The 25,038-nt window shown below is 72.6% G+C and carries 19 protein-coding genes; 5 read left to right on the forward strand and 14 right to left on the reverse strand.

The genetic code is table 11. The features are described 5' to 3' along the window. Positions 1–490: 490 nt before the first annotated feature. The gene (locus O7623_RS00335) at positions 491–1,105 is read right to left on the reverse strand and encodes a hypothetical protein (RefSeq protein WP_282226558.1); all 615 of its coding nucleotides are present in this window, start codon (positions 1,103–1,105) and stop codon (positions 491–493) included. 241 nt (positions 1,106–1,346) lie between these two features. Here O7623_RS00335 and O7623_RS00340 point away from each other — a divergent pair, with 241 nt between their 5' ends. Beyond that, the gene (locus O7623_RS00340) at positions 1,347–2,828 is read left to right on the forward strand and encodes a DUF3237 family protein (protein ID WP_282226559.1); all 1,482 of its coding nucleotides are present in this window, start codon (positions 1,347–1,349) and stop codon (positions 2,826–2,828) included. On the opposite strand, the gene O7623_RS00345 is transcribed toward O7623_RS00340, so the two are convergent. From O7623_RS00345 to O7623_RS00375, 7 genes are all read right to left on the reverse strand, one after another. Next, positions 2,825–3,604: a glycoside hydrolase family 11 protein gene (locus O7623_RS00345; RefSeq protein WP_282226560.1), complete on the reverse strand. Its 780-nt coding sequence runs from the start codon at positions 3,602–3,604 to the stop codon at positions 2,825–2,827. The two genes, O7623_RS00340 and O7623_RS00345, sit on opposite strands and share 4 nt — an antisense overlap. 118 nt (positions 3,605–3,722) lie before the next feature. After that, positions 3,723–4,448, reverse strand: coding sequence for an ABC transporter ATP-binding protein (locus tag O7623_RS00350; protein ID WP_282229672.1), 726 nt, complete (start codon positions 4,446–4,448; stop codon positions 3,723–3,725). Positions 4,449–4,456: 8 nt separating this feature from the next. After that, a complete protein-coding gene (locus tag O7623_RS00355) occupies positions 4,457–5,356 on the reverse strand; it encodes an ABC transporter ATP-binding protein (RefSeq protein WP_282229673.1) in 900 nt (299 codons plus the stop codon). Between the two features lie 74 nt (positions 5,357–5,430). Continuing rightward, entirely contained in the window at positions 5,431–8,238 is a 2,808-nt protein-coding gene (locus O7623_RS00360) for an ABC transporter permease (RefSeq protein ID WP_282226561.1), read from the reverse strand. Further along, complete coding sequence (locus O7623_RS00365; protein WP_282226562.1) at positions 8,235–11,471, reverse strand: FtsX-like permease family protein; 3,237 nt, start codon at positions 11,469–11,471, stop codon at positions 8,235–8,237. Before O7623_RS00365 ends, O7623_RS00360 begins: the two co-directional genes overlap by 4 nt. Before the next feature lie 284 nt (positions 11,472–11,755). Then, positions 11,756–12,439: a lytic polysaccharide monooxygenase gene (locus O7623_RS00370; RefSeq protein ID WP_282226563.1), complete on the reverse strand. Its 684-nt coding sequence runs from the start codon at positions 12,437–12,439 to the stop codon at positions 11,756–11,758. 179 nt (positions 12,440–12,618) lie between these two features. Then, complete coding sequence (locus O7623_RS00375) at positions 12,619–13,197, reverse strand: hypothetical protein (protein ID WP_282226564.1); 579 nt, start codon at positions 13,195–13,197, stop codon at positions 12,619–12,621. 507 nt (positions 13,198–13,704) lie between these two features. On the opposite strand from O7623_RS00375, the gene O7623_RS00380 reads away from it, so the two are divergent. Beyond that, entirely contained in the window at positions 13,705–15,246 is a 1,542-nt protein-coding gene (locus O7623_RS00380) for a PQQ-dependent sugar dehydrogenase (protein ID WP_282226565.1), read from the forward strand. 173 nt (positions 15,247–15,419) lie between these two features. Next, positions 15,420–16,910 (forward strand): family 43 glycosylhydrolase, encoded by a 1,491-nt coding sequence (locus tag O7623_RS00385; protein ID WP_282226566.1) that lies wholly within the window; start codon positions 15,420–15,422, stop codon positions 16,908–16,910. A gap of 6 nt (positions 16,911–16,916) precedes the next feature. On the opposite strand, the gene ribA is transcribed toward O7623_RS00385, so the two are convergent. Next, complete coding sequence (gene ribA / locus O7623_RS00390) at positions 16,917–17,624, reverse strand: GTP cyclohydrolase II (RefSeq protein ID WP_282226567.1); 708 nt, start codon at positions 17,622–17,624, stop codon at positions 16,917–16,919. A gap of 136 nt (positions 17,625–17,760) precedes the next feature. Here ribA and O7623_RS00395 point away from each other — a divergent pair, with 136 nt between their 5' ends. Next, positions 17,761–18,453, forward strand: a complete 693-nt coding sequence (locus tag O7623_RS00395; RefSeq protein WP_282226568.1) for a dihydrofolate reductase family protein — start codon at positions 17,761–17,763, stop codon at positions 18,451–18,453. Positions 18,454–18,488: 35 nt separating this feature from the next. On the opposite strand, the gene O7623_RS00400 is transcribed toward O7623_RS00395, so the two are convergent. From O7623_RS00400 to O7623_RS00420, 5 genes are all read right to left on the reverse strand, one after another. Next, complete coding sequence (locus O7623_RS00400) at positions 18,489–19,523, reverse strand: lysylphosphatidylglycerol synthase transmembrane domain-containing protein (protein ID WP_282226569.1); 1,035 nt, start codon at positions 19,521–19,523, stop codon at positions 18,489–18,491. A gap of 112 nt (positions 19,524–19,635) precedes the next feature. Further along, the gene (locus tag O7623_RS00405; RefSeq protein ID WP_282226570.1) at positions 19,636–20,463 is read right to left on the reverse strand and encodes a methyltransferase domain-containing protein; all 828 of its coding nucleotides are present in this window, start codon (positions 20,461–20,463) and stop codon (positions 19,636–19,638) included. Between the two features lie 116 nt (positions 20,464–20,579). Further along, entirely contained in the window at positions 20,580–21,656 is a 1,077-nt protein-coding gene (locus O7623_RS00410) for a glycosyltransferase family 4 protein (protein ID WP_282229674.1), read from the reverse strand. After that, positions 21,653–22,051 (reverse strand): 6-carboxytetrahydropterin synthase, encoded by a 399-nt coding sequence (locus tag O7623_RS00415; protein ID WP_282226571.1) that lies wholly within the window; start codon positions 22,049–22,051, stop codon positions 21,653–21,655. The genes O7623_RS00410 and O7623_RS00415 overlap by 4 nt, the downstream gene beginning before the upstream one ends. 3 nt (positions 22,052–22,054) lie before the next feature. Beyond that, on the reverse strand, positions 22,055–23,038 hold the full coding sequence (locus O7623_RS00420) for a zinc-binding alcohol dehydrogenase (RefSeq protein WP_282229675.1): 984 nt from the start codon (positions 23,036–23,038) through the stop codon (positions 22,055–22,057). Positions 23,039–23,220: 182 nt separating this feature from the next. On the opposite strand from O7623_RS00420, the gene O7623_RS00425 reads away from it, so the two are divergent. Next, the gene (locus O7623_RS00425) at positions 23,221–24,924 is read left to right on the forward strand and encodes an Ig-like domain-containing protein (protein WP_282226572.1); all 1,704 of its coding nucleotides are present in this window, start codon (positions 23,221–23,223) and stop codon (positions 24,922–24,924) included. Positions 24,925–25,038 lie beyond the last annotated feature (114 nt).

Below are 25,038 nucleotides of genomic sequence, written 5' to 3' on the forward strand. Positions count from 1 at the left end.
GCGCTGTTCAGGTGCAGTGACCCGGGTGGGCGGGGGAGCGTTGGGCAATGTCTGTCGGGGTGATCGGGAAGTCGCGGGTGTGGTGCTCCCGGCTGTCCTGCCTGGCGGGTTGGATCATGGGGTGCGGCGACCGGGCGTGAACGGCGTCGAACGGATGTCAGCGGCGCTCAGGGGACTCGTCGTGACCTGCCCGAACCGCGTTTGAGCAGGTCGCGGCCGGTGTCCGGGCAATGTTGACACGGAAGAGGTCACTGGTTCAAACCCAGTATCGCCCACCAGCTGTACGAGCACGTCACGTGGCCCGTTGCCGGACATCCGGTAACGGGCCTGCTGCTGTCGCGGCCCTTACCGGGGGAGCGCAGGGGGAGCGGGTTCGCTCCCCAGGGGTTACCCCGCCGGCCGGTTGCAGCCAGCAGGCCGTCCTGCAGGCCCAGGCCAAGATCGGAGAAGCTGTCTCCTCGGCATGGCCTGGGCCTGCTGGCAGAGCTGGTCAGGCCGCCGGGAATTTCCAGGTGCGGCCCAGTGACGTGATCAGTGACTGCTCGACCGGGAACGACTCGCCGAACGCGGTGCCCACCACGGTGGCGGTCCGCCGCTGCGTGACGTAGCGGGTGCCCTCCTCGTCACTCCAACATTCCTCAACCACCTCGCCGGTTCCGGTCCAGGTGATCTTCACGCTGGTCGTATCCGTGGTGGCCGGGGCGTTCGTGCACGACTCCGGGCGTTCGCCCTCTTCGTCGACCGGCCCGTACGTGCACGTCCGGACGGTCTGCGAGTAGGTCACCACCCCGGTGGCCGAGGCACCCTGCAGCGACATCCTGGCCCGTGACGGCGTCTGGTCGTACGTGTGCCGGAAGATCGTCTCACAGGTCTCCAGGCCAGCGGATTCGGTGCAGGAGCGGGACCAGTATTCGACGTCGAGCTGGGCCACCCCGTCGATGCGGCTGAGGTCGACGGTCAGGGTCCGGCTGGTGCCCGGGTCGTCGAAGCCGACGTGTGCGCTCTCGGAAAGCGTGGGGGCTGGCGCGGCCGTCGCGGGGGTGGCGAGGGCTGCCGTGAGGAGAGCGGCACCGATCGGCACGAGGACATGGCGGAGCAGGGTCATCGGGTCTCCATTGGGGAGTGTCGAGGAGACCCGAATGTAATCGTCGGGTACGACTGGAACGGTCCGACCCGAGGTGTGGCACCTTCTCGATCGCCGGTTCTTGATCTGACCGGGTCTGCTTGCTGGTCGCCGCACCATATAGATCAACGTACATCGATTGACAGATTCTTGTCCGGTCGGGACACTTTCTGCAACGCGACCCTTCGTGCATGGCGTCGGGTCGTCGTTGCGGGAGGGTCGGATGAGGATCATCGGTCGGCGCCTGGTCGCGGGAGCGATCGCCGCCGCTGCCGCTGTCGCCGTCGGTGGCATCGCCACCTCGGCGTACGCCGCCACAGGGTGCCGGGTGACCTACACGGTCACCAGCCAGTGGCCCGGCGGATTCGGTGCCAACGTCGCCGTGACCAACCTCGGTGACCCGATCAGCGGTTGGCGGCTGACCTGGTCGTTCGCCGCCGGACAGCAGGTCACCCAGCTCTGGAACGGCTCCGTGAGTCAGGCCGGCACCCAGGTCACCGTCGTCAACGCGGCGTGGAACGGCAACCTCGCCACCGGAGCGGGCACCGCGATCGGTTTCAACGGATCGTGGAACAACGCCAGCAATCCGGCCCCGACCGATTTCGCGCTCAACGGCACGCCGTGCACAGGTAGCGTGACCCCGTCGGGTTCACCGTCCGCGCCGCAATCGCCGACGCCGAGCTGGACGCCGAGTCCGACGCCCACACCGAGCGGCACGCCGTCGCCGCCGACCTCGCCCACCCCGAGTACGCCGCCCGGCGGCACGGAGCCGACAATCGTGCCCGACCCATCCTGGACGTGCAACATGCCCACCGGCATCGTGTCACCGACGCGGGGGCGACTGGTGCTTCGCGTGACAGGCCAGCTCGGTGCCGTCCGCGAGGTGGGGACCACCCCGTACGGCCAGCGCCGCCTCCTCGACGTGACGGGCGGATCGTTCGTCGGGGATCGGCTCAGCGGCAGCGTTCTCACCGGCGGGCTCGACCTGGAGCTCACCCTCACCAACGGATCGCTGGAGGTCGAGCAGATCAACGTGCTCCGCGCCAGTGACGGCACCCTCATCTATCTGCGCAGCTGCGGTGTCGCCCCCGCCGGCGACGCCCCGGTCCGGATCGTTCCCGACTTCGAGGCACCGAACTCCAGCCCGTACGCCTGGCTGAACACCGGCACGTTCGTCGGCACCCGGGTGGTCGACACCACGACCAACACCCTCGTTCTCACCATCTACGACGTCGCCGGCGTCTCCCCGACCGAACCGCGGATCCAGCTCACGGATCCCGCCGGTCTGCCCCACCAGAGCTGGAACTGCGCGACGGGCAGCGGTACGCGGGGCGCCAGCGTGTTCACCGCGTCGGTCACCCTCGGCTCCACTCTCGCGGTCGGTGCCAGCAAACGCGGCACCCGTACGATCATCCCGATCACCGGTGGGACGCTCAGCGGTCGGGTGACCGGGTCGATCCTCGCCGGCGGGGCCGACTACCAGCTCAGTGGCTCGACCACCACCCTGGACGCCCGGTACACCTTGGCGACCAGTGACGGCGAGCTGATCCTGGTCCGCAACTGCGGGCAGTTCGGCCGGCTGGTGCCGACCTTCGAGACCCGGGCGGCCGGCCCGTACGCCTTCCTCAACGCCAACACCTGGCTGAGCTCCGACCCGGGCTTCGCGCCGGGCGGGGTGAGTATCACCTTCTACGAACGCCGCTAGCGTACGTTGGCGGAGCTCATCCGCTGCGGCTGTGCGGACCCGGCACCGCCGGGGGCACACCGTGCCGGGCCGGTCGGGTTGCCGTCCACCGTGACCTGGGACCAACCGCTGCTCTGGTAGCCCTCGGTTGCCATGATCATGTAGCCCATGGTGGTGCCGAGGCGCATCCCGGCCTGGGCCCACGCGTCGAAGTGGTCGCCGGTGTCGATGGTGCCGGCGGAGCGCTTCTGCTGGCGGACGCTGTAGTACCGGTAGTACGGCGTGCTGCCGACGCCGAGCTGCGCGCGGTAGATGTCGTAGGTGCCGCCCTCGCTGACGACGGTGCCCATCGGCGTGCCGGTCGGTCGGTAGGTGCCCCAGTTCTCCACGATGTAGTACTCGGTGAGCGGGTTGGTCGTGTACCCGTAGAGGGCCAGGTACGAGTTGCCGCCCGGGTGGAAGGTGCCGCAGTAGTCGAAGGTCCGCCGGCCGCCGGTCGCCCACCCCTTGCCGCCGAACCAGTTGTTGATGCCGGTCCAGCGGGCGCTGTACTGCCCCTGTGGGCCCAGGACCATGGTGCTGTCGCCCATGTCCTTCCAGTAGGCGTAGAAGTAGCCGTCGTGGGTGCCGGTCTGGTTGGTGGTGATGACCGGGCCGGTGCCGGCCGCGTCAGCGTGGGCGGTGCCGGCCGGTGCGGTCACCGTGACCGCCAGCAGGGCGGCGCAGGCGGTGCTGACCAGCATGCTGATCCGGCCGCGCCGGCTGCGGGTCGAGCTGGCACCGGGTGTCTCGCTCATCTCTTCCACCGTTCTCTCCACTCGGTCGGCCAATGGGGGAGCAGGCATTGCAATTGATGAACATCAATTGCAATGTGGCCAAGTGTCGATGGCGTCCCGGCGAGGTGTCAACGGTCGACTAGGGACCCGTCGGGGCGGGAGCGGCAGTGCAGCCCGGATCCGCACCGACGGCCGGCACCGGATCGGCCAGTGCGCCGTCGCGCAGCGACACCGCCCGGTCGGCCAGTTCGATCAGCGCGGGATCGTGCGTGGCGACCACCGCGGCCATGCCACGGGCCCGGACCAACGACCGGATCAGGTCCATGATCGACCGGCCCGTCTCGGAGTCGAGCTGGGCGGTCGGCTCGTCGGCGATCAGCAACGGCGGGTCGTTGGCGAGCGCGCGGGCGATCGCCACCCGCTGCTGCTGACCGCCGGACAGCTCGTACGGTCGCTGTCTCGCCTGGCCGCCGAGGCCGACCAGCTCCAGCAGCAGCGCGACCCGCTGTTCGCGTTCGGCGTACGACACCTTCGCCAGCCGCAGCGGCACCCCGACGTTCTCCGCCGCCGACAGGATCGGGATCAGACCGAACGACTGGAACACGAAGCCGATGGTCGACCGACGCAACTCCACCAGCTGCGCCTCGGTGGCGGCGGACACCTCGCGGCCGGCGACCCGCACCGTGCCGGCGGTCGGCTGGTCCAGCCCGCCGATCAGGTTCAGCAGGGTGGTCTTGCCGGCCCCCGACCGGCCCTGTACGGCGACCAGCTCGCCCCGGCTCACCCGCAGCGAGACGTCCCGCAACGCGTGCACCACCCGACCGCCGCCGTGGAAGTCGCGGCTCACGCCGTCGACCCGGACCATCTCGTCGCTCACCGTTGCTCCTCCGTCGCGTCCGTGTCACCGGAGCGGACCTCGACATGGTCGGGTTCCAGGTTCAGCCGTACCCGGTCCCGCAGCGACAGCGCGTCGACGAACGCGGCCGGTAGCTGGAGCCGACCGCTACGGTCCAGCACGGCGTACTCCTCGGTGACGGTCTCGGTGACCCCGTCGCGACCGATGCGGGCGGACCTGCGTACCTCGGAGGCGGTCCGGCCGTCGCGGATCGCGACGGTCCGGCGGACCTGGCCGGCGACGGCGCGGTCATGGGTGACCACGACGATGGTGACCCCCAGCTCGGCGTTGATCGTCCGCAACGCCGCGAAGACCTCCCCGGCGGTGGCCTCGTCCAGCTCGCCGGTCGGCTCGTCGGCGAAGAGCACCTCCGGGTCGTTGGCCACAGCCACCGCCACCGCGCAGCGTTGCTGCTCGCCTCCGCTGAGCTGATCCGGCCGTCGATCCGCGCGGTCCGCGACCCCGACCAGCTCCAGCAGCTCACCGGCCCTGGTCCGGGCGGCCCGGCGCCGCGCGCGACCGGCCAACGTCATCGGCAGCGCGACGTTCTCCCGGGCGGTCAGATACGGCAGCAGGTTGCGGCTGGTCTGCTGCCAGACGAAACCGACGGTGTGCCGTCGGTACCGCAGCCGGGTGGCCGCCGACATTCCGAGCAGGTTCACCCCGGCGACCCGGGCCACCCCGGCGGTCGGCGTGTCCAACCCGGACAGGATGTTCAACAGCGTCGACTTGCCTGAGCCGGAGGCGCCGACGATGGCGAGCAGCTCGCCGCGCTCGACCGACAGGTCCAGGCCCTGCAGGGCGACGACCTCGATCCCGTCGGCCTTGAAGATGCGGACCAGGCCCTCGCAGACGATGTGCCCGCCGAGCCGGTCCATCCCGCCGGCCCGGACGGCGGCCCGCTCGGCGGCCCGTCGCTGCAACTGTGCCAGGTCTGGCGTGTCGGTCGTGGTCAACGGTCGTCTCCTCCCACCCGCAGCACCCGCCCGAGTCGGGTGCTGCGGTGCACAAGATCGTCGGTCGTCAGGGCCGCCGCGAGTCCGACGGTCACGCTCGCCAGCACGCCGATGATCACCACCGGATCGAAGCGCGGCGGCGCGGCCACTCCGGCGGTGAACGCCGCCAGGCCCAGGGCCGGATCGAGCAGGCGGGGGAGGACCACCCCGACCGCGCCGCCGGCCACCACCGCCGCGCCCACCACCGGTACGAGTTCGTACACCAGCAGCAGCTGCCCCTGCCGGCGGGACAGCCCCATCGTGCGCAGCCGGGACAGCGCCCGCCCCCGGGCCGTCGACCCGGCGAGCACCGCCAACCCGACGGTGACCAGCGCCAGCACCACCGCACCGACGGTGCCCAGCGTGAAGACCAAGGTGAGCAGCTCGTTCGCGCCGGTGCGTTCCAGCGCCTGACGGTGTGCCGACCAGGTGGTGAGCGTGGCCGGCTGGGGCAGATCGTCGGGGGCGCTGCCCGCCACCTCGGCGATCCGCTGCCGCTGTCCGGCGTCGGCGAGGGCGACCACCGCGGCCGGGTCGAAGCCGTCACCGGCCAGCAGATACCGTTGCGGCACGACCGGCTGGTACGGCGGCACCGTCAGCGCCTGCATCGGCAGCACGACGAATCCGCGGGCATCCACCGGCAGCCCCGCGAAGCCGTCGGCGACGGCCGCCACCGAGAAGCCGTGCCGGCGCCCCTGCACGTCGACCAGGACCTCCGTGGTGCCGTCGGGCAGATCCTCGGCCAGCAACCGCGCGATGTCCGGTGAGACGACCGCCGGCACCGGACCGCCGGCCGGGTCCGCCACGGCGTCGCGCAGTACGGCCGGTAGGTCGAGCCGGACCCCGCTGACCTCGGCCACCTCCGCCAGGGCGGGTACGTCGACCACCAGCACCTGGGCCTGGCCCAGCTCCTGGGCCGAGGTGCCGACGGCGGCGACGAGTTGCCGGTTCGTCGCCAGCACCGCCGGCGCGACCGCCGCCACCCCGGGCAGTGCGGCGAGTTCGTCACCGGTGCCCACGGCGAAGCCGAAGCCGGTGACCACGGCGTCCCCGGCGACCTCCCGGTCGCTGACCCGGTCCCGGGTGTCGGTGATGGTGGTCGCCACCACCGCGCTGAACAGACCGACACTGACGGCGGTCACCAGCACGGCCAACGGACCAGGAGTGACCGGCGCGCCACGCCCCGCGCGGGCCAGCCCGAGGAAGAACACCGCTCCCCGGGCACGGGCGGCGAGCCGATCCAGCTGCCGTAACGGCCACGGGAGCGTCCGCAGGGTGACCAGCGCCGCGCCGACCGCGAGCAGCACCGGTACCGAGACCAGGAACGGGTCGACGCCGTCGTCGGCGGCGAGGCCGCGCCGCCGCAGCAGCCACAGCCCGCCGACGGCCACCAGCACCACGCTCAGTTCGGCGGTGAGCCGACCTGGCGAGGACCGCCGCCGGGCCAGATCGCCCCGGTCCGCGCCGACCGCCGACGGCGTACCGCCGCGTCGGACCGTGCCGGCGGCGGCGACCACCGTACGCACGGTCAGCAGCGCCGGCACGGCCGCGGTGGTGACCGCCGCGACGACCAGCAGCAGTGGCAACTCGCTGGCGCCGGGGCGGCCCGGCACGGCCGAGCCGAGCAGCCAGCCGGCGACGACCGCGGCCGGTGCCACCACGACGGACTCGACGAGGACGTACCGGCCGAGGGCCGTCACCGCCGCGCCCCGGGCCCGCAGCAGCGACAGTTCGTCGGCGCGGCGGCGCAGCTGCAGGCCGGCGGCCAGCCAGATCAGTCCGAACACGCAGGCGAACAACCCGGCACCGACGATGGCCAGCAGCGCCCGCGCGGCGCGGACCTGCCCGTCGAAATCGGCCAGTACGGTGTCGAGCGAACTGGTCAGCGTGGTCCCGTCCGGTGGAGTACGGCGGGCGGCGGCCGCCGCACTGGCGAGCGGCCCGGTGTGCGTGGCGTCGATCCGGTCGGTCGCGATCCGGTACCGCCACTCGTACCGGACGATGCCCAGCGTGCGGGCGGCGGCGTCGAGCCCGGTCCAGTCGGTCACCGCCGCCACGTACCAGGGATCCCGGTCGAGGACCGGGCGCAGCGGCGCCAACGCGTAGGTGAGGTCGTCCCAGACCGGGTCGGCGGCGTCCAGCGGCTCGAACAGCCCGACCAGTTCCAGCCGTGCGGTGTTGTTGCCCGCGCCGCCGGAGATCCGCAGCACGTCGCCGATCCGCAGGGACAATGTCTCGGCCGCCTGCCGGGACATGGTGATCTGGGTGGGCGCGGCATCACCTGCCGCGCCGGTGTCACCCGGGGACGCCGGCCACGCTCCGGCGACCAGCCGCGACGCCTCCCGCACGCCGGTCTGGGCGCGGAGCCCGAACACCGGCGGCGGGTTGCGCCGAAACGGTGGCGCGTCCCCGAGGGCGTCGACGCCGTCCGGGCCGATCGCGGCGGCGTACCAGGCGGAGCCGACCAGCTGCGGGACCGGTTGCGGCAGTTCGTCGCGCAGCGTACCGGTCCGCCGCTGCCCGGCGGCGGAGTCGACCGGTGGGGTGACGATGCCGGGGCCGGGGGCGATGGTCGGCCGTTCGGTGAGGACGAGGTCACGGGCCAGGTGCGGCATCGCGGACAGGTGTGGACGCAGCGCCTGGTCGACGGCGGTGTTGGCCGCCCGCGGCACCGCCGTCACCATCGTGGCCGCCACCATGCCCAGCGCCGCGAGCAGCGCGATGTGGCCGGCGTACGCGCGGAGCCGGCGGCCGAGGGCGCTCACCGGTCGCCACCCGCGTTCAGGAGAGCGACGTCGATCCGGTCGCGGAGTCCGGCGGTGACCAGCAGACCCGTCGCCGACGCCAGCACGAGCAGACCGACGGCGGTCGCGGCCACCGGCAACCAGGGCACCGCCAGCACCGGCTCCGGTGTCGGTCGGTCGGCCGCCGGGGTGAGGATCACCAGTGGCGCCGTCGTGGCCGCGACGGCCAGGCCGACCACGACGCCCACCAGTACCCCCATCGCGGCCAGGAACGTCTGTTCGGCCAGCAGCGCGCGGGCCAGCATCCGACGACCGGCTCCGAGGGTACGCAGGACCGCCAGCTCGGCGAGGCGTCGGCGGGCGGTGGCCCGCAGGTCCACGACCAGGCCGATGCCGGCGAGCAGGAGCGCGCCGAGCGCGGCGGCGAACAACGCCGACTGGGCACCGACCCGGTACGGGTCCTTGGCGAGGTCGTCGGCGACGGCCCGCCGGTCGAGCACCTGCAGTCCGCCGAGGGCGGCGGCCGCGGCGGTCACCTGGTCGGCGGGCTGCGACCCGGTCCGTACCCACCACTCCTGCGGGTGTCGCACCACGCCGTGTCCGTGGAACAGCCGCGCTGCCAGGGCGGGCAGATCGGCCAGTACGGCGGCGGGGGCGGTGTCACCCGGCAGGGCCTGCACGACGCCGGTGATCCGGACCGGCACCTGTGCGCTGGCCAGGAACAGCCGGGTGTCGTCGCCCACGGTCAGGTCGAGTGCGGTCAGCGTGGCCGGGGTCGCCAGCACCGGTACCGGCTCCGGCGGCAGTGCCCGGGCCACCCCGATCCGGATGGGTACGGCCCGCCACGTCGAGCTCACCGTGCTCCGCGACTGATAGTCGGCGGTCAGGGCGTCGCCTGTGGACCGGACCGGCTGCGCCTCTGCCCCGGCGTCGACGACCTGCCAGTCCGTGTCGGCCAGCGGCAGCGGTACGCCGTCGGCGGGTCCCGCCGCGGACACCGCCCGCAGCTGGGCCAGCCGCCAGGTCAGTACGGTGCCGGGCACGCCTTCGCCACTGGCCTGGAAACCCGCCAGGCTGACCGGGCCGGCGTCGGTGGGCACCTCCACGGCGAAGCGAAGTGGTGCCCGGTCGGCGCTGACGCCGAGCGGTATCCGGCGGTATCCGGCGGCGGTGGCGAACACCGCGTAGCTGCGGATCCGGGTGGGCCGGTCATCGTCGGTCTCGGTACGGAGCGTGGTGTCGATCCGGCCGGTCAGCCGGACCGCGTCGGCGGGAAGTTCCGTCACCGGCGCGGTGGCCCGGTCATGGGTCACACCGCTCAGCAGGGCGGCGGCGGAGCCACCGGCGAGGTCGTCGCGGACCCGCAGCACCCCGGCGGCCGCCGCGGTGTCGATGGCGACCAGCGACGCTGCGGCGGCGACGGGACCGAGCCGCAGGGTGTCCCGCCAGGTGGGCAGTACGGTCGGCTCGCCGGGCAGGTCGGCGAGCTGCCCGAGCCGACCCTCCGGCGGGAAACCCGCCGTCTCGACGAGCCGGAGGTCGGCACCGACCAGGTGGTCGGCCTGGTCGGCCAGGGACCGTCCAGCGGTGCTCGACAGACTCCAGGCAAGCGTGCTGACCGCGACGGCCAGGGCGAGCAGCAGCACCGGCCCGGCGTGCGGTCGGCGGCTGGCCTGCCAGGTGCCGAGCAGCGCGGCCGGCCAGGTTCGCCGGTCGAGCAGTCGTTCGGCGAGCCGGGCCGCGACCGGGAGCAGCCGCAGCGCCAGTACGGTCCCGGCGAGCACCGCCAGCGTCGGTGTGGCGGCCAGCAGCGGGTCGATGCCGAGGCCGGCGCCGGTAGCGGTCAGCGGGGACGCGTACTGGCGTAGTTGCAGCCAGGCCAGCACGGCGAGGCCGACGAGGGCGAGGTCCGCGCCGGCTCGTTGCAGGACCGCCCGTCGGGGCCGGGAATGTGCTGCCAGCTCACTGGTGTACGTGCCGCCGCCGCGCAGCGCCGGTGCGACGATCGCGAGGATGCAGCCCACCGCCGCCGACCCGGCGACCAGCCAGGTGGCGCCGTCCAGCTGAGGCTGCAACCGCAGGCCGGCGGCGGTGACGGCGGGCAGCCGACCGGCGTACCCGACGATCATGACCGCGACGGGGGGCGCGATCAGCGCGGCCGGCAGCACGACCAGGGCCGCCTCGTGCAGCGCCATGCCGGCCAGCCGGCCGGGTCCACAACCCCGGGCGCGCAGCAACGCCGTCTCGTCGCGCCGGCGCGCGACGAGCAGCAGGGCGACCAGCAGCAGGGTGTAGCCGGCGAGCATGGCCACCAGCAGCACCGGCGTCACCAACGCCGACGCACCGACCAGTCTCGCCCGGTGCAGCCGGTCGATGAGCCGAGGCAGGTCGGTGTCGACCGACGCCGCGGAGCCGAGTCCGGTGATCTCCGGTAGCTCCTGCGGCACTTCGACCGCGGCGGCCCGCAGCGGGCGGAGGTCGGCGTTGGTCAGCCCGGTCAGGTCCGGGTCGATCAGCCAGGCTGCCGACGCGTTGGCGGAGAAGTGGGTGTCGAAGTCGGTACGGTGCACGACCAGCGGACCGTAGGTGCTGCCCACGGACTGTGCGGTGGCTTCATTGCCGGTGCCGGTGACCGCGTCGGGGGCCAGCCGCCAGAAGGTGTCCTGTGGGTCGACCGCTCGCCAGACTCCGGTGACCTGCAGATCAGTGGTGCGGCCGGTGATTCGGTCCAGGATCGCGACCCGGTCCGACACCTCGATTCCGAGCAGGTCGGCGGTGGGCTCGGCGAGCGTGGTCTGGATCAGGGCACCGTCGCCGGCGGCTGATCCTGCCGGCCAGGTCCCGGCGACGAGCGTGGCGTACGTGGTCAGGTCGTCGAGGAAGCCCACCGAGGCGTAGACGACGCCGTCGGCGTCCGGGGTGGCCTCACCGGTCGGGCTGGTGAACTGGCGTCCGGTGGCGTAGCCGGCGGCGGTCACCACCGTGGGCCGGCCACCGACCCCGTCGGCCACGGCCGCCCGGAGTGCGGTGTCGCGCTGGGCGAGCTCCGTCGTCGACCGGCCGGCCGGTCCCCGCACCAGGATCGAGCGCTCCCGGGTCGCGGCGGAGTCGACGGCGGTACGGGTGCCGGCGTCGACCACCTGCCGGCCGTACCCGGTCAGACCGGTCAGCGCGACGATGGCGAGCGACGCCGCTGCGGCCGCCGCGAGCAACAACCCCGCTGCTGCCCGGGCCCGCCGGTGGACCAGTCCCATCGATCCTCGCTCGGTGTCGGCGGCGGACCTTTGCCGGCGGCCGTGGACGACGCCGGTGCCCGCGACGGGGCATCCGCACTCCCTTCTTGATGCGGTGAGTGGGACCGAGGGTTCGCGTGGATCGTCCCCGTGACGTGATCATGCTCGGATCGTGACCCGACCTCGTCTGAACCGAGATGGACTCGTTGTCGAAGGTGTGCAGCGGCACTGCGGGTGCCGGGTCCGCGACGCGATCCGGCCCAGGACGCAGCGGTCCTGGGCCGGAGTGGTGCAGGGTGCGTCGGTCAGACGATGTTGATGTCGCTGCACCACATGTACGTCTGGTCCATGTGCGACGCCTTCCAGATCACGAAGAGAACGTGGTTTCCGGAGCGCCCGGCCGGGACCGAGACGTTGAACGAGATGTTCTGCGACGGCGCGTAGCGGCCCGTCGTCGCGATCAGGTCGAGGTTGCCCCACCCGACACGCTGGGTGGCCGGGTTGAACCCCTGCTTGGTGACGTAGGCCCGGAAGTAGTCGGCACCATGGCTGGCCTGGTCGTAGAGCTGAACCGTGAAGTTACGGCCGACGGTGGTCGTCCGCCATGCTCCGGGCTGGTTCAGGCTGTCGTTGCGGGAGAGGGCGTTGCTGCACAGCTGCCCGTCCGGGGTGCGGGCCTGGTACTGGCCGCCGAGGCCGTCGCGCAGCGCGCTCATCCAGTTCCACATGGTGTCGGGGTTGGCCTGGAACGCGCGGTAGCACATCGGGTCCTGCTGCTGCATCGCCGGGTTGGTGTGCTGGTTGCCCCAGCTCTTCCAACACTGGTAGGCGCGGCTTGCCGGGTTGATGATCGTGCCGTGGGCCTGGGCCGCACCGGTCCAGGGCAGCATGGCGACCATCAGGGCCGACACGAGGACGAGCACTCGCAGGGACTTGCGGGCGGGGGTCCGGGTGGGTCCGTCGGACCGGTCGGACGTGAGTAGACGCACTGTGGATCCTCCGTTTCTCGGGACGAGATCGGGTGGGAACGCTCCCACCAAACTATGACATCCATGGATTCAAATATCAATGATCATCTATGTCTAATCTTGACGGGTTCGCCCGACCGACGGGTGGGGGCAGGTGTGGCCTGCTGGCGGAGAGTCGGTGCTCGTACCGGTGGACCAGGTCAGATCCCGGCTGCCGCGTCGTAGCGACGGCGCAGGTCGGCGGCCTCGGAGTCGGTCAGCGCCTCCGCGATGGCCAGCTCCGCGTACTTCTGCGGGAACATCTGCCGTAGCCGGTCGACGAACATGACGTCGGCGGTGGCCTCGACCACCTGGATGCCCGGGGGCTCGGTGGACATGTCCAGGATCAGCGGGCCGGCCAGTTTGACCGCCACGTCCCAGGGTCGTTGCGGCTCCGCGACTCCGCAGAGGTGGAAGCCGTAGACCGTCCGCACGTCGGCGAGCGTGGTGACGTCGGCTGGCTCGTAGCCGTACACGCGGACTCCGCAGATCACCGTCTGCTGCTCCGTGGCGGCCGCCAGTTCGACGGCGTGGCCGGCGTGGTTGTGCTGCTGCGGATCGGCCTGCTCGAGCAGGACGCGCATCCGGGTCTCGATCTGGCCGACCAGATCCGCCGGTGTCGCGTCCCGGTCGGCGCCGTCGGTCAACGCGACCGCACCGGCCGCCGTCGCCAGCAGGATCGCCACCACCCACACCGCGCGGTTGCGGTACCACCCCGCGAAGATCTTCTGGAAAGCCATCGGTTGCTCCTCACCCTGGTAGCCGGTTGTGGTGCGCTGGCGAACTGCGTCGATGTCGTGGCGTCGGGCCATCGAGGTACCCGGTGGATGCGCGTGGGCTCGGCAACGGCTGGCGGTCGTGGCCTCGACTGCCGGTGGGCCTGGGTGGAGTCGGGCGTCCCGGCACCGGCGGAGGCGCGGTGGTCCGGGCGCAGCCACGGTGGTCCCAGCGGGGGCGGGTGGTCCCGGTGATGGCGCTGCCCGCTCGGTGCCGTCCGCCGCCCTGTTGCAGCTCCCGCGTCTGCCGTTGCTCAGCGCGGTTGCCCCCGTGCTGCGGCGATATGAGCTATTTCAGCATGCACCGGCTTACCCTGCAACATCGATGATTGTCGACATCCGACAAGTTTGGTGCATGCTGTCGACAGTCGACGGTCATGCCCCTGGTGACGTCGTGTGGGCTGAGCGGTGTGTCAGCCGTCGGGCGTTGCTACATTGATGAGTGTCGCTCAATCTGAGAGGTGTGTGCCCATGAAGCTCAGATCCGTGGTCGGTGCCGTTCTCGCCGCAGCACTGGCGGCGACCGGGCTCGCCGCAGTGGCGACGGCCGCCACCGTCCCCGCCGCCGACCGGGCCACCGGCCTGCTCGCCCTCGGCGACTTCGACTTCTCCCGGCCCGAGGTGGTCGCGACCGGCCTGACGGTGCCCTGGGGGATGGACTTCCTGCCGGACGGCAGTGCGTTGGTCGCCCAACGCAGCACCGGCCAGGTCGTGCGGGTCCGGCCCGGCATGCAGCCGCAGCCGGTCGTGACGATCTCCGGCATCACACCGGTCAGCGAGGGCGGACTGCTCGGTCTCGCGGTCTCGCCGACCTTCGCCCAGGACGACTACGTCTACGTCTACTTCACCACGGCCACCGACAACCGGATCGCCAGGTTCCGGCTCAGCGCGCCGCAGAACCAGCAGCCGATCCTGACCGGGCTCGTCCGGGCGAGCATCCACAACGGTGGCCGCATCGCGTTCGGCCCGGACGGAATGCTCTACGCCGGGGTGGGCGACGCCGGTCAGACGGCCTCCGCGCAGAACCCGCAGAGCCGCAACGGCAAGATCCTGCGGATGCGTCCCGACGGGACGGTCCCGGCGGACAATCCGACGCCGGGCTCGCTGGTCTACAGCCTGGGGCACCGTCACGTACAGGGACTCGCGTGGGACGCCCAGGGCCGGCTGTACGCCACCGAGTTCGGACAGAACACCTGGGACGAGGTGAACCTGATCGTCGCGGGCGGCAACTACGGCTGGCCGACCGTCGAGGGCAGGGCCGACGATCCCCGGTTCCGGGACCCGCTGCTGGTCTGGACCCCGGCCGAGGCGTCGCCCAGCGGTGCCGCGATCGCCGGGAACCGGCTGTACGTGGCCGCGCTGCGCGGAAACCGGCTGTGGAACGTACCGCTCGACGGAGCCGGTGGGGTCGGCACCCCGACTGCGGAACTGATCGGCGCCTACGGTCGGCTGCGCACCGTCGAGTACGGTCCGGACGGCTGGCTCTGGGTGACGACCAGCAACCGGGACGGCCGGGGGACGCCGGCGGCCACCGACGACCGGATCCTGCGGTTCCCGCCCGTCGACGCCCCACCGACCACCGCGCCACCGACGACCGCGCCACCGACGACCGCGCCGCCGACCACCGCGCCACCGACCACCGCGCCACCGACGACCGCGCCGCCCACGACCGCACCACCGACCACCGCGCCGCCGGTCGGCGCGTGCAGCGTGTCCTGGCAGGTCAACCAGTGGAGCAACGGCTTCACCGCCGACGTGCGCGTCACCAACCGGGGCGCGTCGGTCAGCGGCTGGACGCTGACCTGGACCTTCCCCGGCAACCAGCAGATCACCAACGGGTGGAACGCCCAGATCGGCCAGTCGGGTCAGCAGGTGACGGCGCGCAACGCCGCGTGGAACGGCAACCTGCCGGCCAACGGTACGGTGAGCTTCGGTTTCCAGGCGACGTACAGCGGAAGCAACCCGCGTCCGTCGGACTTCCAACTCAACGGCGCCCCCTGTCAGGTGGTCTGACGGAAAAGCGCCAGTGTCGGCCTGGTCGGGTGTGCCTGCTGCCCTGACCAGGCCGAACTTAGTTGGTATCTTGACGTTAATCGATGGCGGCGCTACCTTTCCGGTACGTCCGGGCATGACGTCACCCCGCGAGTCGACCGCGTGGTGACCCAGACCGGAAGGAAGCCGTACCGATGCACCGACCGCACCCACCCCGGCGCCGGCACGCCCGGCTGGCCGGTGCCCTGGCGGCCCTGGCGGCGACCCTGACCAGCGCCGTCCTCGTCGCGCCCATTGTCGCCGCCCCGGCCGCGTACGCCGCGACCGTCGACACCTCGACCTGGTACGTCCTGCTCGCGCGGCACAGCGGCAAGGCCCTCGACCTCTACGATCTCGCCACCACCGACGATGCCCCGATCGTGCAGTGGGCCCGCAACGACGGTGCCTGGCAGCAGTGGCGGTTCGTCGACTCCGGGGACGGCTACTACCGGCTGCGGTCCCGGCACAGCGGTAAGGTGCTCGACATCCGTGGTTCCTCGACAGCCGACGGCGCACAGGTGGTCCAGTGGGCCGACCTGAACCGGGCCAGCCAGCAGTTCCGGCTCGCCGACTCGGCCGGCGGGCACGTCCGGCTGATCAACCGGCTCAGCGGCAAGGCACTGGACGTCTGGGAACGCTCGACCGCCGACGGTGCCCGGGTCAGCCAGTGGACCGACTGGGACGGCCAGAACCAGCAGTGGCAACTGGTGCCGGTCGGCACCGTCGGCGGTACGACCCCGCCACCGACCACGTCGCCGCCGGCGACCTACCCGGCCCCGATGCGGGTGGCCGGCGACGTCGGCGTGCACGACCCGACGATGGTGCGCCGCCCGACCGGCGGCTACCTGCTCGCCCACACCGGCACCGACATCGCGCTGAAGACCTCCACCGACCGGGTGACCTTCCGCGACGCCGGTGCGGTGTTCCCCGGCGGCGCGCCGTGGACCACCCCGTACACCGGTGGTAGCCGCAACCTCTGGGCACCGCACCTGACGTACCGCAACAACCAGTACCACCTGTACTACTCGGCCTCCACGTTCGGCTCGAACCGGTCGGCGATCTTCCTGGCCACCAGCCCCACCGGGGCGTCCGGCAGCTGGACCGACCGGGGACTGGTGATCGAATCCCGGACCAGCGACGACTTCAACGCGATCGACCCGCACCTGACCGTCGACGAACAGGGCCGCTGGTGGTTGAGCTTCGGCTCCTTCTGGTCCGGCATCAAGATGATCGCCATCGACCCGGCGACCGGCCGACGCGCCGACGCGACGGTGCACGCCCTCGCCGGCCGGGGCGGGGCCGCGATCGAAGCGCCCACGCTGATCCGCCGAGGTGCCTACTACTACCTGTTCGTCTCGTTCGACCGGTGCTGCCAGGGCGCGGCCAGCACCTACCGGGTGATGGTCGGACGCTCCACCAGCGTCACCGGGCCGTTCGTCGACCGCTCCGGCACCCCGATGACCGCTGGCGGCGGCACCCAGATCCTGGCCGGACACGGCGCGATCAACGGCCCCGGGCACCAGGACGTGCTGACCGACACCGACGGTGACTACCTCGTCTACCACTACTACGCCGACAACGGGGCCGCCCTGCTCGGCATCAACCGGCTCGGCTACGACGCGGCGGGTTGGCCGTACCTCTACTGACCGGGGTCACTCGGCCACGGACAGGTCGATGGTGTGCGCCGCGTGGTTGGCCTTCGCCGCCAGGTACCGCACGTTCGCCGCCGACACGTGCACGCCGGTCGGGATCTGTTCGCTGACGGTGACCCCGAGCTGGGTGAGTTGTGCCGCCTTGTCGGGGTTGTTGCTCAGCAGCGCGACCCGTCGGACGCCGAGCGCGATCAACATCTGCGCGGCGACCGTGTAGTCCCGCTCGTCCTCGCCCCGGCCCAGCGCCACGTTGGCCTCGAACGTGTCCAGCCCGGCGTCCTGCAGCGCGTAGGCGTCCAGCTTCGCGTACAGCCCGATGCCGCGCCCCTCCTGACGCAGGTAGAGCAGGAAACCACCACTGGTGGCGATCCGTTCCACCGCCTCGCGCAGCTGCGGACCGCAGTCGCACCGCTGACTGCCGAAGGCGTCACCGGTCAGGCACTCGCTGTGCGGGCGTACCAGGGGCGGTTCGCCACCGTCGTCGGCCCGGTCCAGCACCTGGCGCCAGTCGCCCAGCCCGAGCGCGACGTGCTCGCGCCGGTCGGCCAACCCGTCGAAGGTGAACACCCGGGCCTTGGTGGTGTAGCCGTCGGCGAACCGCAGCGGCACCGTGACCTGCCGACGGACCGCAGCGGTCGACGGTACGGCGACCGTCGGGCCGGCGGTGAGCTTACCGTTGACAGGTGCGTGGGGCGGCGGTTCAAGCATCGGTACTTCCTCTTCGGTGACGGGGCTGCGGCGACGTCGACATCGGCATGGCCGAGGTCGGCGCGTGGGCGGTACGGAAGAATGTGTGCCGGCCTCACCTGCAGGCTATCTGTCGATCGACGCGGAGGAGCCATCAGTGGTTGAGCGACCCTACGTCCTGCTCAGCTGCGGCATGTCGATCGACGGGTACCTGGACGACGCCGCCGGCGAGCGGCTGCTGCTGTCCAACGACGCCGACTTCGACCGGGTCGACGCGGTGCGGGCCGACTGTGACGCGATCCTGGTCGGGGCGGGCACGATCCGTCAGGACGACCCGAGGCTGCTGGTCCGCTCGGCGGACCGGCGCCGCCGGCGGCAGGCCCGGGGGCAGCGGCCCACCCCGCTGAAGGTCACCGTCACCGGACGCGGCGACCTGGACCCCGAATCGCGGTTCTTCACCCACGGGGACGTGGACAAGCTGGTGTACTGCGCGACCGGCCATCTCGACCGTGCCCGGCGACGGCTGTCCGCCGTCGCCACGGTCGTCGACTGCGGCGACCCGGTCGACCTGGTCCGGGTCGTCGGCGACCTGCACGAGCGCGGCGTCGGGCGGCTGATGGTCGAGGGCGGCGGCCGGATCCACACCCAGTTCCTCACCGCCGGGCTGGTCGACGAACTGCACCTGGTGGTCGCCCCGATCTTCGTCGGCGACTCGCGGGCACCCCGGTTCGTCGGTGACGGCCGGTTCCCGTGGCACGCCGACTCCCGGGCCACCCTGGCCGAGGTACGTCAGATCGGCGACGTGGCGCTGCTGCGCTACGCGATGTCGCCCCGGTTCGGCGACCGGTAGCCGGCGCACCGCCGCCGCCACCGTCGCCGGTCGCGTCACGTCGCAGGCTGCGGTCGCAGCCGTACCCGCAGCCGTCCGACCGGGACCTTGCGCAGCCCGCGCAGGGTCAGCACGGCGGCCCCCGGCAGGCTCGCGGTCAGCGCCAGCAGACCGTAGACGACGGCGACCGTCAGCCCCAGCTCCGCGCCGAGCCCGGCCGCGCCGAACGCCCAGGCGGTCGCCCCTTCGCGCGGTCCCCAGCCGCCGACGTTGAGCGGCACCGCCATCGCGAGAAAGGCCAGCACCATCAATGGCAGCAGCAGGTGCAGCGGCGCGGTCGCCCCGGCGGCCCGGGCGGCGACCAGGAAGGTGGCGAGGTGACCGGCGAGCGCCACCACGGACAGCAGCAGCACGCCCGGCCAGGTCCGTCGGGCCAGCAGCCCGCCGCGCAGATCGGCGGCGGTACGCCGAAGGGCCCGCCGCCACCAGCCGACCGACGTCGGCTCGTCCGCCGGCTTCAGCTGGCCTGCCGGTGCGGCCCGTGCCGCCCGTACGGATCGCGTGGTCGCCCGCCGCCGCAGCACCGCGCCCACGCCGAGCGTGACCGCGACCAGCGCCACCGTGGCCACCGTGAGCTGGGCGGCGGTGACCACACCTGCCGGCACCGGCACCGGCAGGGTCAGCAGGACACCCGCGGCGACCGCGAACAGCACGACCTGACCGGCGGTGCGCTCCAGCACCACCGCTCGGACCCCGCCACCGACGTCGGAGACCGTACGGCCGTGCCGGACCGCGCGGTGCACGTCACCGAGCACCCCGCCGGGCAGCGCCGCGTTGAGGAAGATCGCCCGGTAGTAGTCGGCGACGGCGGTGCGTACCGGCAGCCGTAGCCCCATGCCCCGGGCGACCAGACACCAGCGGGCCGCGCTGCAGACCGTACTGAGCAGGCCGATCCCGACGGCGAGCAGCAGCGTCTGGGCCTCGATCACCCGTACCCCGTCGAGGAAGGCCCCGGTGCCGAGCCGCCAGACCAGTACGGCCAGGATCGCGATTCCGCCGACCAGCCGCAGCCAGGGCCAGATCCTGCCCATCACGCCGCGCCACGGCCGATGCCGGCCGTACGCCACGGGCTGATCGCCCTGTGCATGCCTGTCCTCCTCGGTGAGCCTCCGATGTCAGATACGCGGCGACGACGCCTGCGGTTCACCTCGGCACCACCAGTAGGTCACGGTGCTCGACGGTGACCTGCAGCTCGCCGGCGGTAGCGGCGGCGAGCCGGCGCTGCCGGTAGCCGCCGGGCCGGCCGGCCAGTTCCGGCTGCTGCTCGTACGCCGCCGCGATCCAGCCGTCGAGCCAGCGGGAGGTCAGCTCCGCCTGCTCGGGGCCGAGCCGCCAGGGACTGGGCCGCACCAGCACGCTCGCCCCGCGCCGGGTGAACGCCTCGGTGGCGGCCTCCACGGCGTCCGGGCCCAGCAGTGGCCGGCCGGCGCTGTGCCGACGCTGGTGGTCGTTGAACGCGGCGGACAGCGCGTCGTCGAGCGGGTCGGCCGGGTGCATCCGTACCTCGCCGACCACCGTCAGGGTCAGCAGCGCCGGGCAGCCCACCGCCAGGATGGTCGCCGCCAGGGTGTCGACCTCGTCGCGGGTGAGCAGGTCCAGCAGCGCGGAGGCGGTGACCAGCCCGGCGTCGGCGAGGTCGTCGGCGGTGAGCGCCGTGACGTCGTCGCGGCGGACCGTCGCGGTGACCGGTGCGCCGTCGGCAGCCGCCGGGGGCATCGCGGCCTCCGCGTACCGCAGCAGTTCGAGGTCGCGGTCGTGCAGCACCCAGTGCTGCTGCCCGGCCAGGCGCGGCGCCAGCCACCGGCCCATCGACCCGGTGCCGCAACCGAGGTCGTGCACCTCGGTCCGGGTGCCGCCGGCGAGCAGCCGGCCCAGTTCGGCGACCAGTTCGGTCGACCGGGCCTGCGCGTCCGCCGGTTCCCGCAGCCCCAGCCAGGCCGGGCTGTACCCGGACGACTCGATCGTCTCCACATGCGCTCCCTCCGCCGCTGACGCGGCGCCGTGACGTTGTGGCGCCGGATCCGTGCGTGCCGGATCCATGGCACCGGGTGTGGTGCGGCCCTGGTGCGGCCTCGGTGCGGCCGACGTCAGCGCCGCCGCAGGTCGTGCAGCACCGCGCCGATCCCGGCGGCGGTCCGCGCCCAGTTGGGCAGCGTCGCCCGCCGCCGCACCGCCGCCGCCCGCAGCCGCTTCCGCCAGTCGGCGTCGGTCAGCCAACGACGCACCGCCGCGCCGAGTGTCGCCGGGTCGCCCGGTGGCACCAGCAGCCCGGGCAGGCTGCCGTCGCTGTCCTGGCCGAGGGCCTGCGGCACCCCACCCACCTCGCTGGCCAGCACCGGGATGCCCCGGGCCAGTGCCTCGGTGACCACCATGCCGTACGTTTCGGCGTACGAGGCGAGGATCAACAGATCGGCGTCGGCGTAGCTGCGGGCCTGCGCGGCACCGTGGCGGGGGCCGGTGAGCGTGACCCGGTCGCCGAGGCCGTGGCGGGCGATCCGGTCGCGGACCCGCTCGACGTGCCCGGCGGCGTCCAACGCCCCCACACACCGGCAGTTCCAGTCCAGGTCGGCGACGGTGGCCAGTGCGTCGACCAGCACGTCGTGGCCTTTGCGTGGGGTGACCGATGCGACGCAGAGCAGCCGGCGGCCGGCCGGATCCGCAGCGGTCAGGTCAGCGGGCGCGACGCCGGGCACCGCCACCCGGACCCGGTGCGCGGGCAGTCCGTGCCGCTCGGCCAACTGCCGCGCGGTCCAGTCACTGGTGGCGATGACGGCCGACGCGGCGCCGAGCACGGCGCGTTCGGCCCGGTCCAGGTCGGCGGCGTCGGCGGGGTCCAGCCCGGTCTCGTCGGCCAACGGCAGGTGCACCAGCACCGCCAGCCGCAGTCGGTCGGCGTGCGGCGTGACCACCTCGGGCACCCCGCAGGCGACCAGCCCGTCGAGCATTACCACCGTCGCGTCCGGCAGCCCGGCGAGCGTCTCGCCCAGCGCGGCCCGGGCCGTCGCGTCCGGGCGCGGCCACCGACCGGGCAGCGCCACCTCGCGGACCGGCCAGCCGGCGGCGACCAGCTCGGCGCAGACCTGCCGGTCGTAGACGTTGCCACCGCTGGGCGTCGCCGGATCGTCCACGTTGCCGGGCAGGAGCACGACGACCATCCGGGTCAGAGCGCCCGCTCGTAGCTCGCCCACGCGACGTGCGACTCGTGCAGCGTGACGCTGATCCCGGCCAGGCCGTGGGCCCCGGCGCCGAGGTCACCGGCGTGTACCCGGTCGGCCAGTCGGTCGGCGATCAGCTTGGCCAGCCACTCGGTGGAGGTGTTGACCCCCGCGAACGCGGGTTCGTCGTCGAGGTTGCGGTAGTTCAACTCTGCCAGTACGGCCTTGAGCTGCTCGGTGGCCAGGCCGATGTCGACGACGATGTTGTCGCTGTCGAGGTCGGTGCGCTTGAACGTCGCGTCGACGACGAAGGTGGCCCCGTGCAGTCGTTGCGCCGGCCCGAACACGTCACCGGTGAAACTGTGGGCGACCATGATGTGGTCACGGACGGTGACGCTGAACATTTCTCATCCTCCAGTCGGGTAACGGATCACATGGCACGACGCCGGTAGCTCGCCGGCCGCGAGCCGGGACAGCACCCGCGGCAGGTCGGCGAAGTCGCTCTCGCCGGTCAGCAGGGCGTCGAACCGGTCGTCGGCGAGCAGGTCCAGGGCGACGGCGAGCCGGCCGGCGTACCCGCGCCGGTCGCGGCGCGCCGGCGACACCAGGCCGACCTGGCTGCTACGGACGGTCAACCGGCGGGAGTGGAAGTGCTCGCCGAGCGGTACGGTGATCGGGCGGTCGCCGTACCAGCTGAGGTCGACCACCGTGCCCTCGACGGCGAGCAACTCCAGCGACCGGGCCAGCCCGGCAGCCGTGGCGCTGGCGTGCAGCACCAGGTCGCAGTCGCCGGTGGCGGTGTCGGGGTGGGCGAACCCGACGCCGAGCGCGGCGGCGACCCGCGCCCGGTCGGGGTCGACGTCGACCAGTTCGACCCGGACGCCGGGGAATCCGGCGGCGAGCGCGGCGACCGTCGCACCGACCATCCCGGCGCCGACCACGGCGATCCGGTCGCCGAGCAGGGGAGCGGCGTCCCACAGCGCGTTGACTGCGGTCTCCACCGTGCCGGCGAGCACGGCGCGGCGGGCCGGCACGGTCTCCGGCACCACGGTGACCGCGTCGGCCGGCACCACGTAGCGGGTCTGGTGCGGGTAGAGACAGAAGACGGTACGCCCGACGAGCGTGGCCGGGCCCTGCTCGACCCGTCCGACGTTCAGGTAGCCGTACTTGACCGGGGCGGGAAAGTCGCCCTCCTGGTACGGGGCGCGCATCACCGCGTACTGGCTGGGTGGCACCTCGCCGCGGAAGACCAGCGTCTCGGTGCCCCGGCTCAACCCGCTGAACAGGGTGCGGACCAGCACCTCACCGGGGCCGGGCGGGCCGACCTCGACCGGTCTGATCTCCCCGTCGCCGGGCGCGCGCAGCCAGAACGCGTGGTCGCGCGGTGTCATCGGCGTCCCTTCGTCGTCCCGGCCGGCCTCGGTAACCATACGCAGGACACGCAGGGTGACGAATGGTGATCGATCAGCGCGTCCGTCCGCCCGGTCGTGCGTCGTGGCCTTGACGGACGGCACGCGGCAGACGACCATCGGGAATTAAAGTGATTCTGATCAATGTAACGGGGGTAATTCAATTGCGACGGATCATCGCCGCGCTGGTCGCCGTCCTCCTGACCGTCACCGGCACGGTGCTCGGGTTCGCGCTGCGCCCGGCGCACGCCGCGCCCGCCTGCACCGTCGACTACCAACTGACCCGGGAGTGGTCCAGCGGCTTCGTCGCCGACCTCACCCTGACCAACCTCGGTGCCCCGCTGTCGAGTTGGGTACTGCAGTTCCGACTGGCCTATGGTCAGCAGGCCGACTACGAGCTGTCGGTGCTTCCACCAGGGGTCCGGATGAACACCGTCTTCGGCCCGGTGGTGCTGTCCGCCCCGGACGGTCCCGAACTGCCCACCGGCGGCACCGTCCGGATCCAACTCGGCGGGCACTACCAGGGGGACAACCCGGCCCCGTCGGAGTTCCTCTTCAACGAACTGCGGTGCAACGCCGCCGACCCGACTGCCAGCCCGCCACGGCCCAGTCCCGAACCGAGCTACCTCCATCCGCCGACCGTGGCGGTGACCAGCCCGCTGCCGAACGAGGTGTTCCCCGCCCCGGCCAGCATCCCGGTCACCGCGGCCGTCACCCCGGCGCCGGGCCGGCAGATCACCAAGGTGGAGTTCCACGCCAACGGAACCCTGCTGCACACCGACGTCACCGCGCCGTACGGCTTCATCTGGCGGGGAGCCGCCGCGACGGAGGTGCTGCGGATCACCGCCACCGCGCAGGACGACACCGGCTCCCGGGGCTCCGCTACGGTCCGTGGGCTCCGGGTGATCGATCCGGTGCCCGCCGGCGCGGCACCGCCGCTGGTCGTGTCGGGCAACCGATTGGTCACCCTGGACCGCGCTGCCCGGCCGTACCAGCTGCGCGGCGTGGTCCGGGCCGGCGCGCACGCGCGATGTGTCGCCGGGACCGGCATCTGGGACGGACCCGCCGACGACGCGTCGGTCCGCGCCATCCGCAACTGGCGGGCCAACGCGGTACGGATCCTGGTCGACAGGACCTGCTGGCTCGGTACGGCGGCGGAGCCCTCGCCGTACCAGGGATCGGCCTACCGGGCCGCGATCGTCGACTACGTTCAGCGGTTGGCCCGGCACGGCGTCACCCCGATCATCGCGCTGCACGGTGCCAGCACCGGTGACGCCAAGGACTTCTGGGGGAGCGTGGCCCGGCACCTGGGTACCGACCGTTCGGTGCTGTTCGATCTGCGGTCCACCGGGTACCCGCCGGCCGACGACGCCGACCCGGCGACCGCGTGGCGCTGCTGGCGCGACGCGACCGACTGCGGTACCGGAGTGCCGTACCCGGGCATGCAGGAACTGGTCCGGACCGTACGGGTCTACGGTGCCTTCAACACACTGCTCGTCGGTGGCCTCGACGAATCGAACGACCTGCGCGGCTGGCTGGCGTACCGGCCGGACGACCCGGCCGGCCGCAATCTCGCCGCCGCCTGGCGGGTCGACGACGACGCGGCCTGCGCCACCCCGACCTGCTGGCAGCAGCAGGTCGCGCCGGTCGCCGCCGAGGTGCCGGTGGTCGCGGTCGAGGTGAGTGAGGACACCGGCGGGCACCGGTTCGTCGGTACGGCGATCGACTGGCTCGACGAGCGCCGGATCGGCTTCCTCGCCTCGGTGTGGCACACCGGCGGCTACCCGGGCGTACCGCCGTTGATCCGTGACTACGACGGCCGACCGACCCCGTACGGGGTCGGGGTGAAGGATCGTCTGCGTCGGTGACGCCGACCGGCCCAGGTGGTTGCCGGGTACCGCCGCCGCCGGGGACCACTCGGGGCAGCGGATTGCGGTAACCTGCCCCGTCGTCGTCCGGATCGATGCTCCGGTCGGCGGCTC

The sequence above is a fragment of the Solwaraspora sp. WMMD791 genome, assembly GCF_029581195.1.
In the GTDB taxonomy this organism is placed as follows: domain Bacteria; phylum Actinomycetota; class Actinomycetes; order Mycobacteriales; family Micromonosporaceae; genus Micromonospora_E.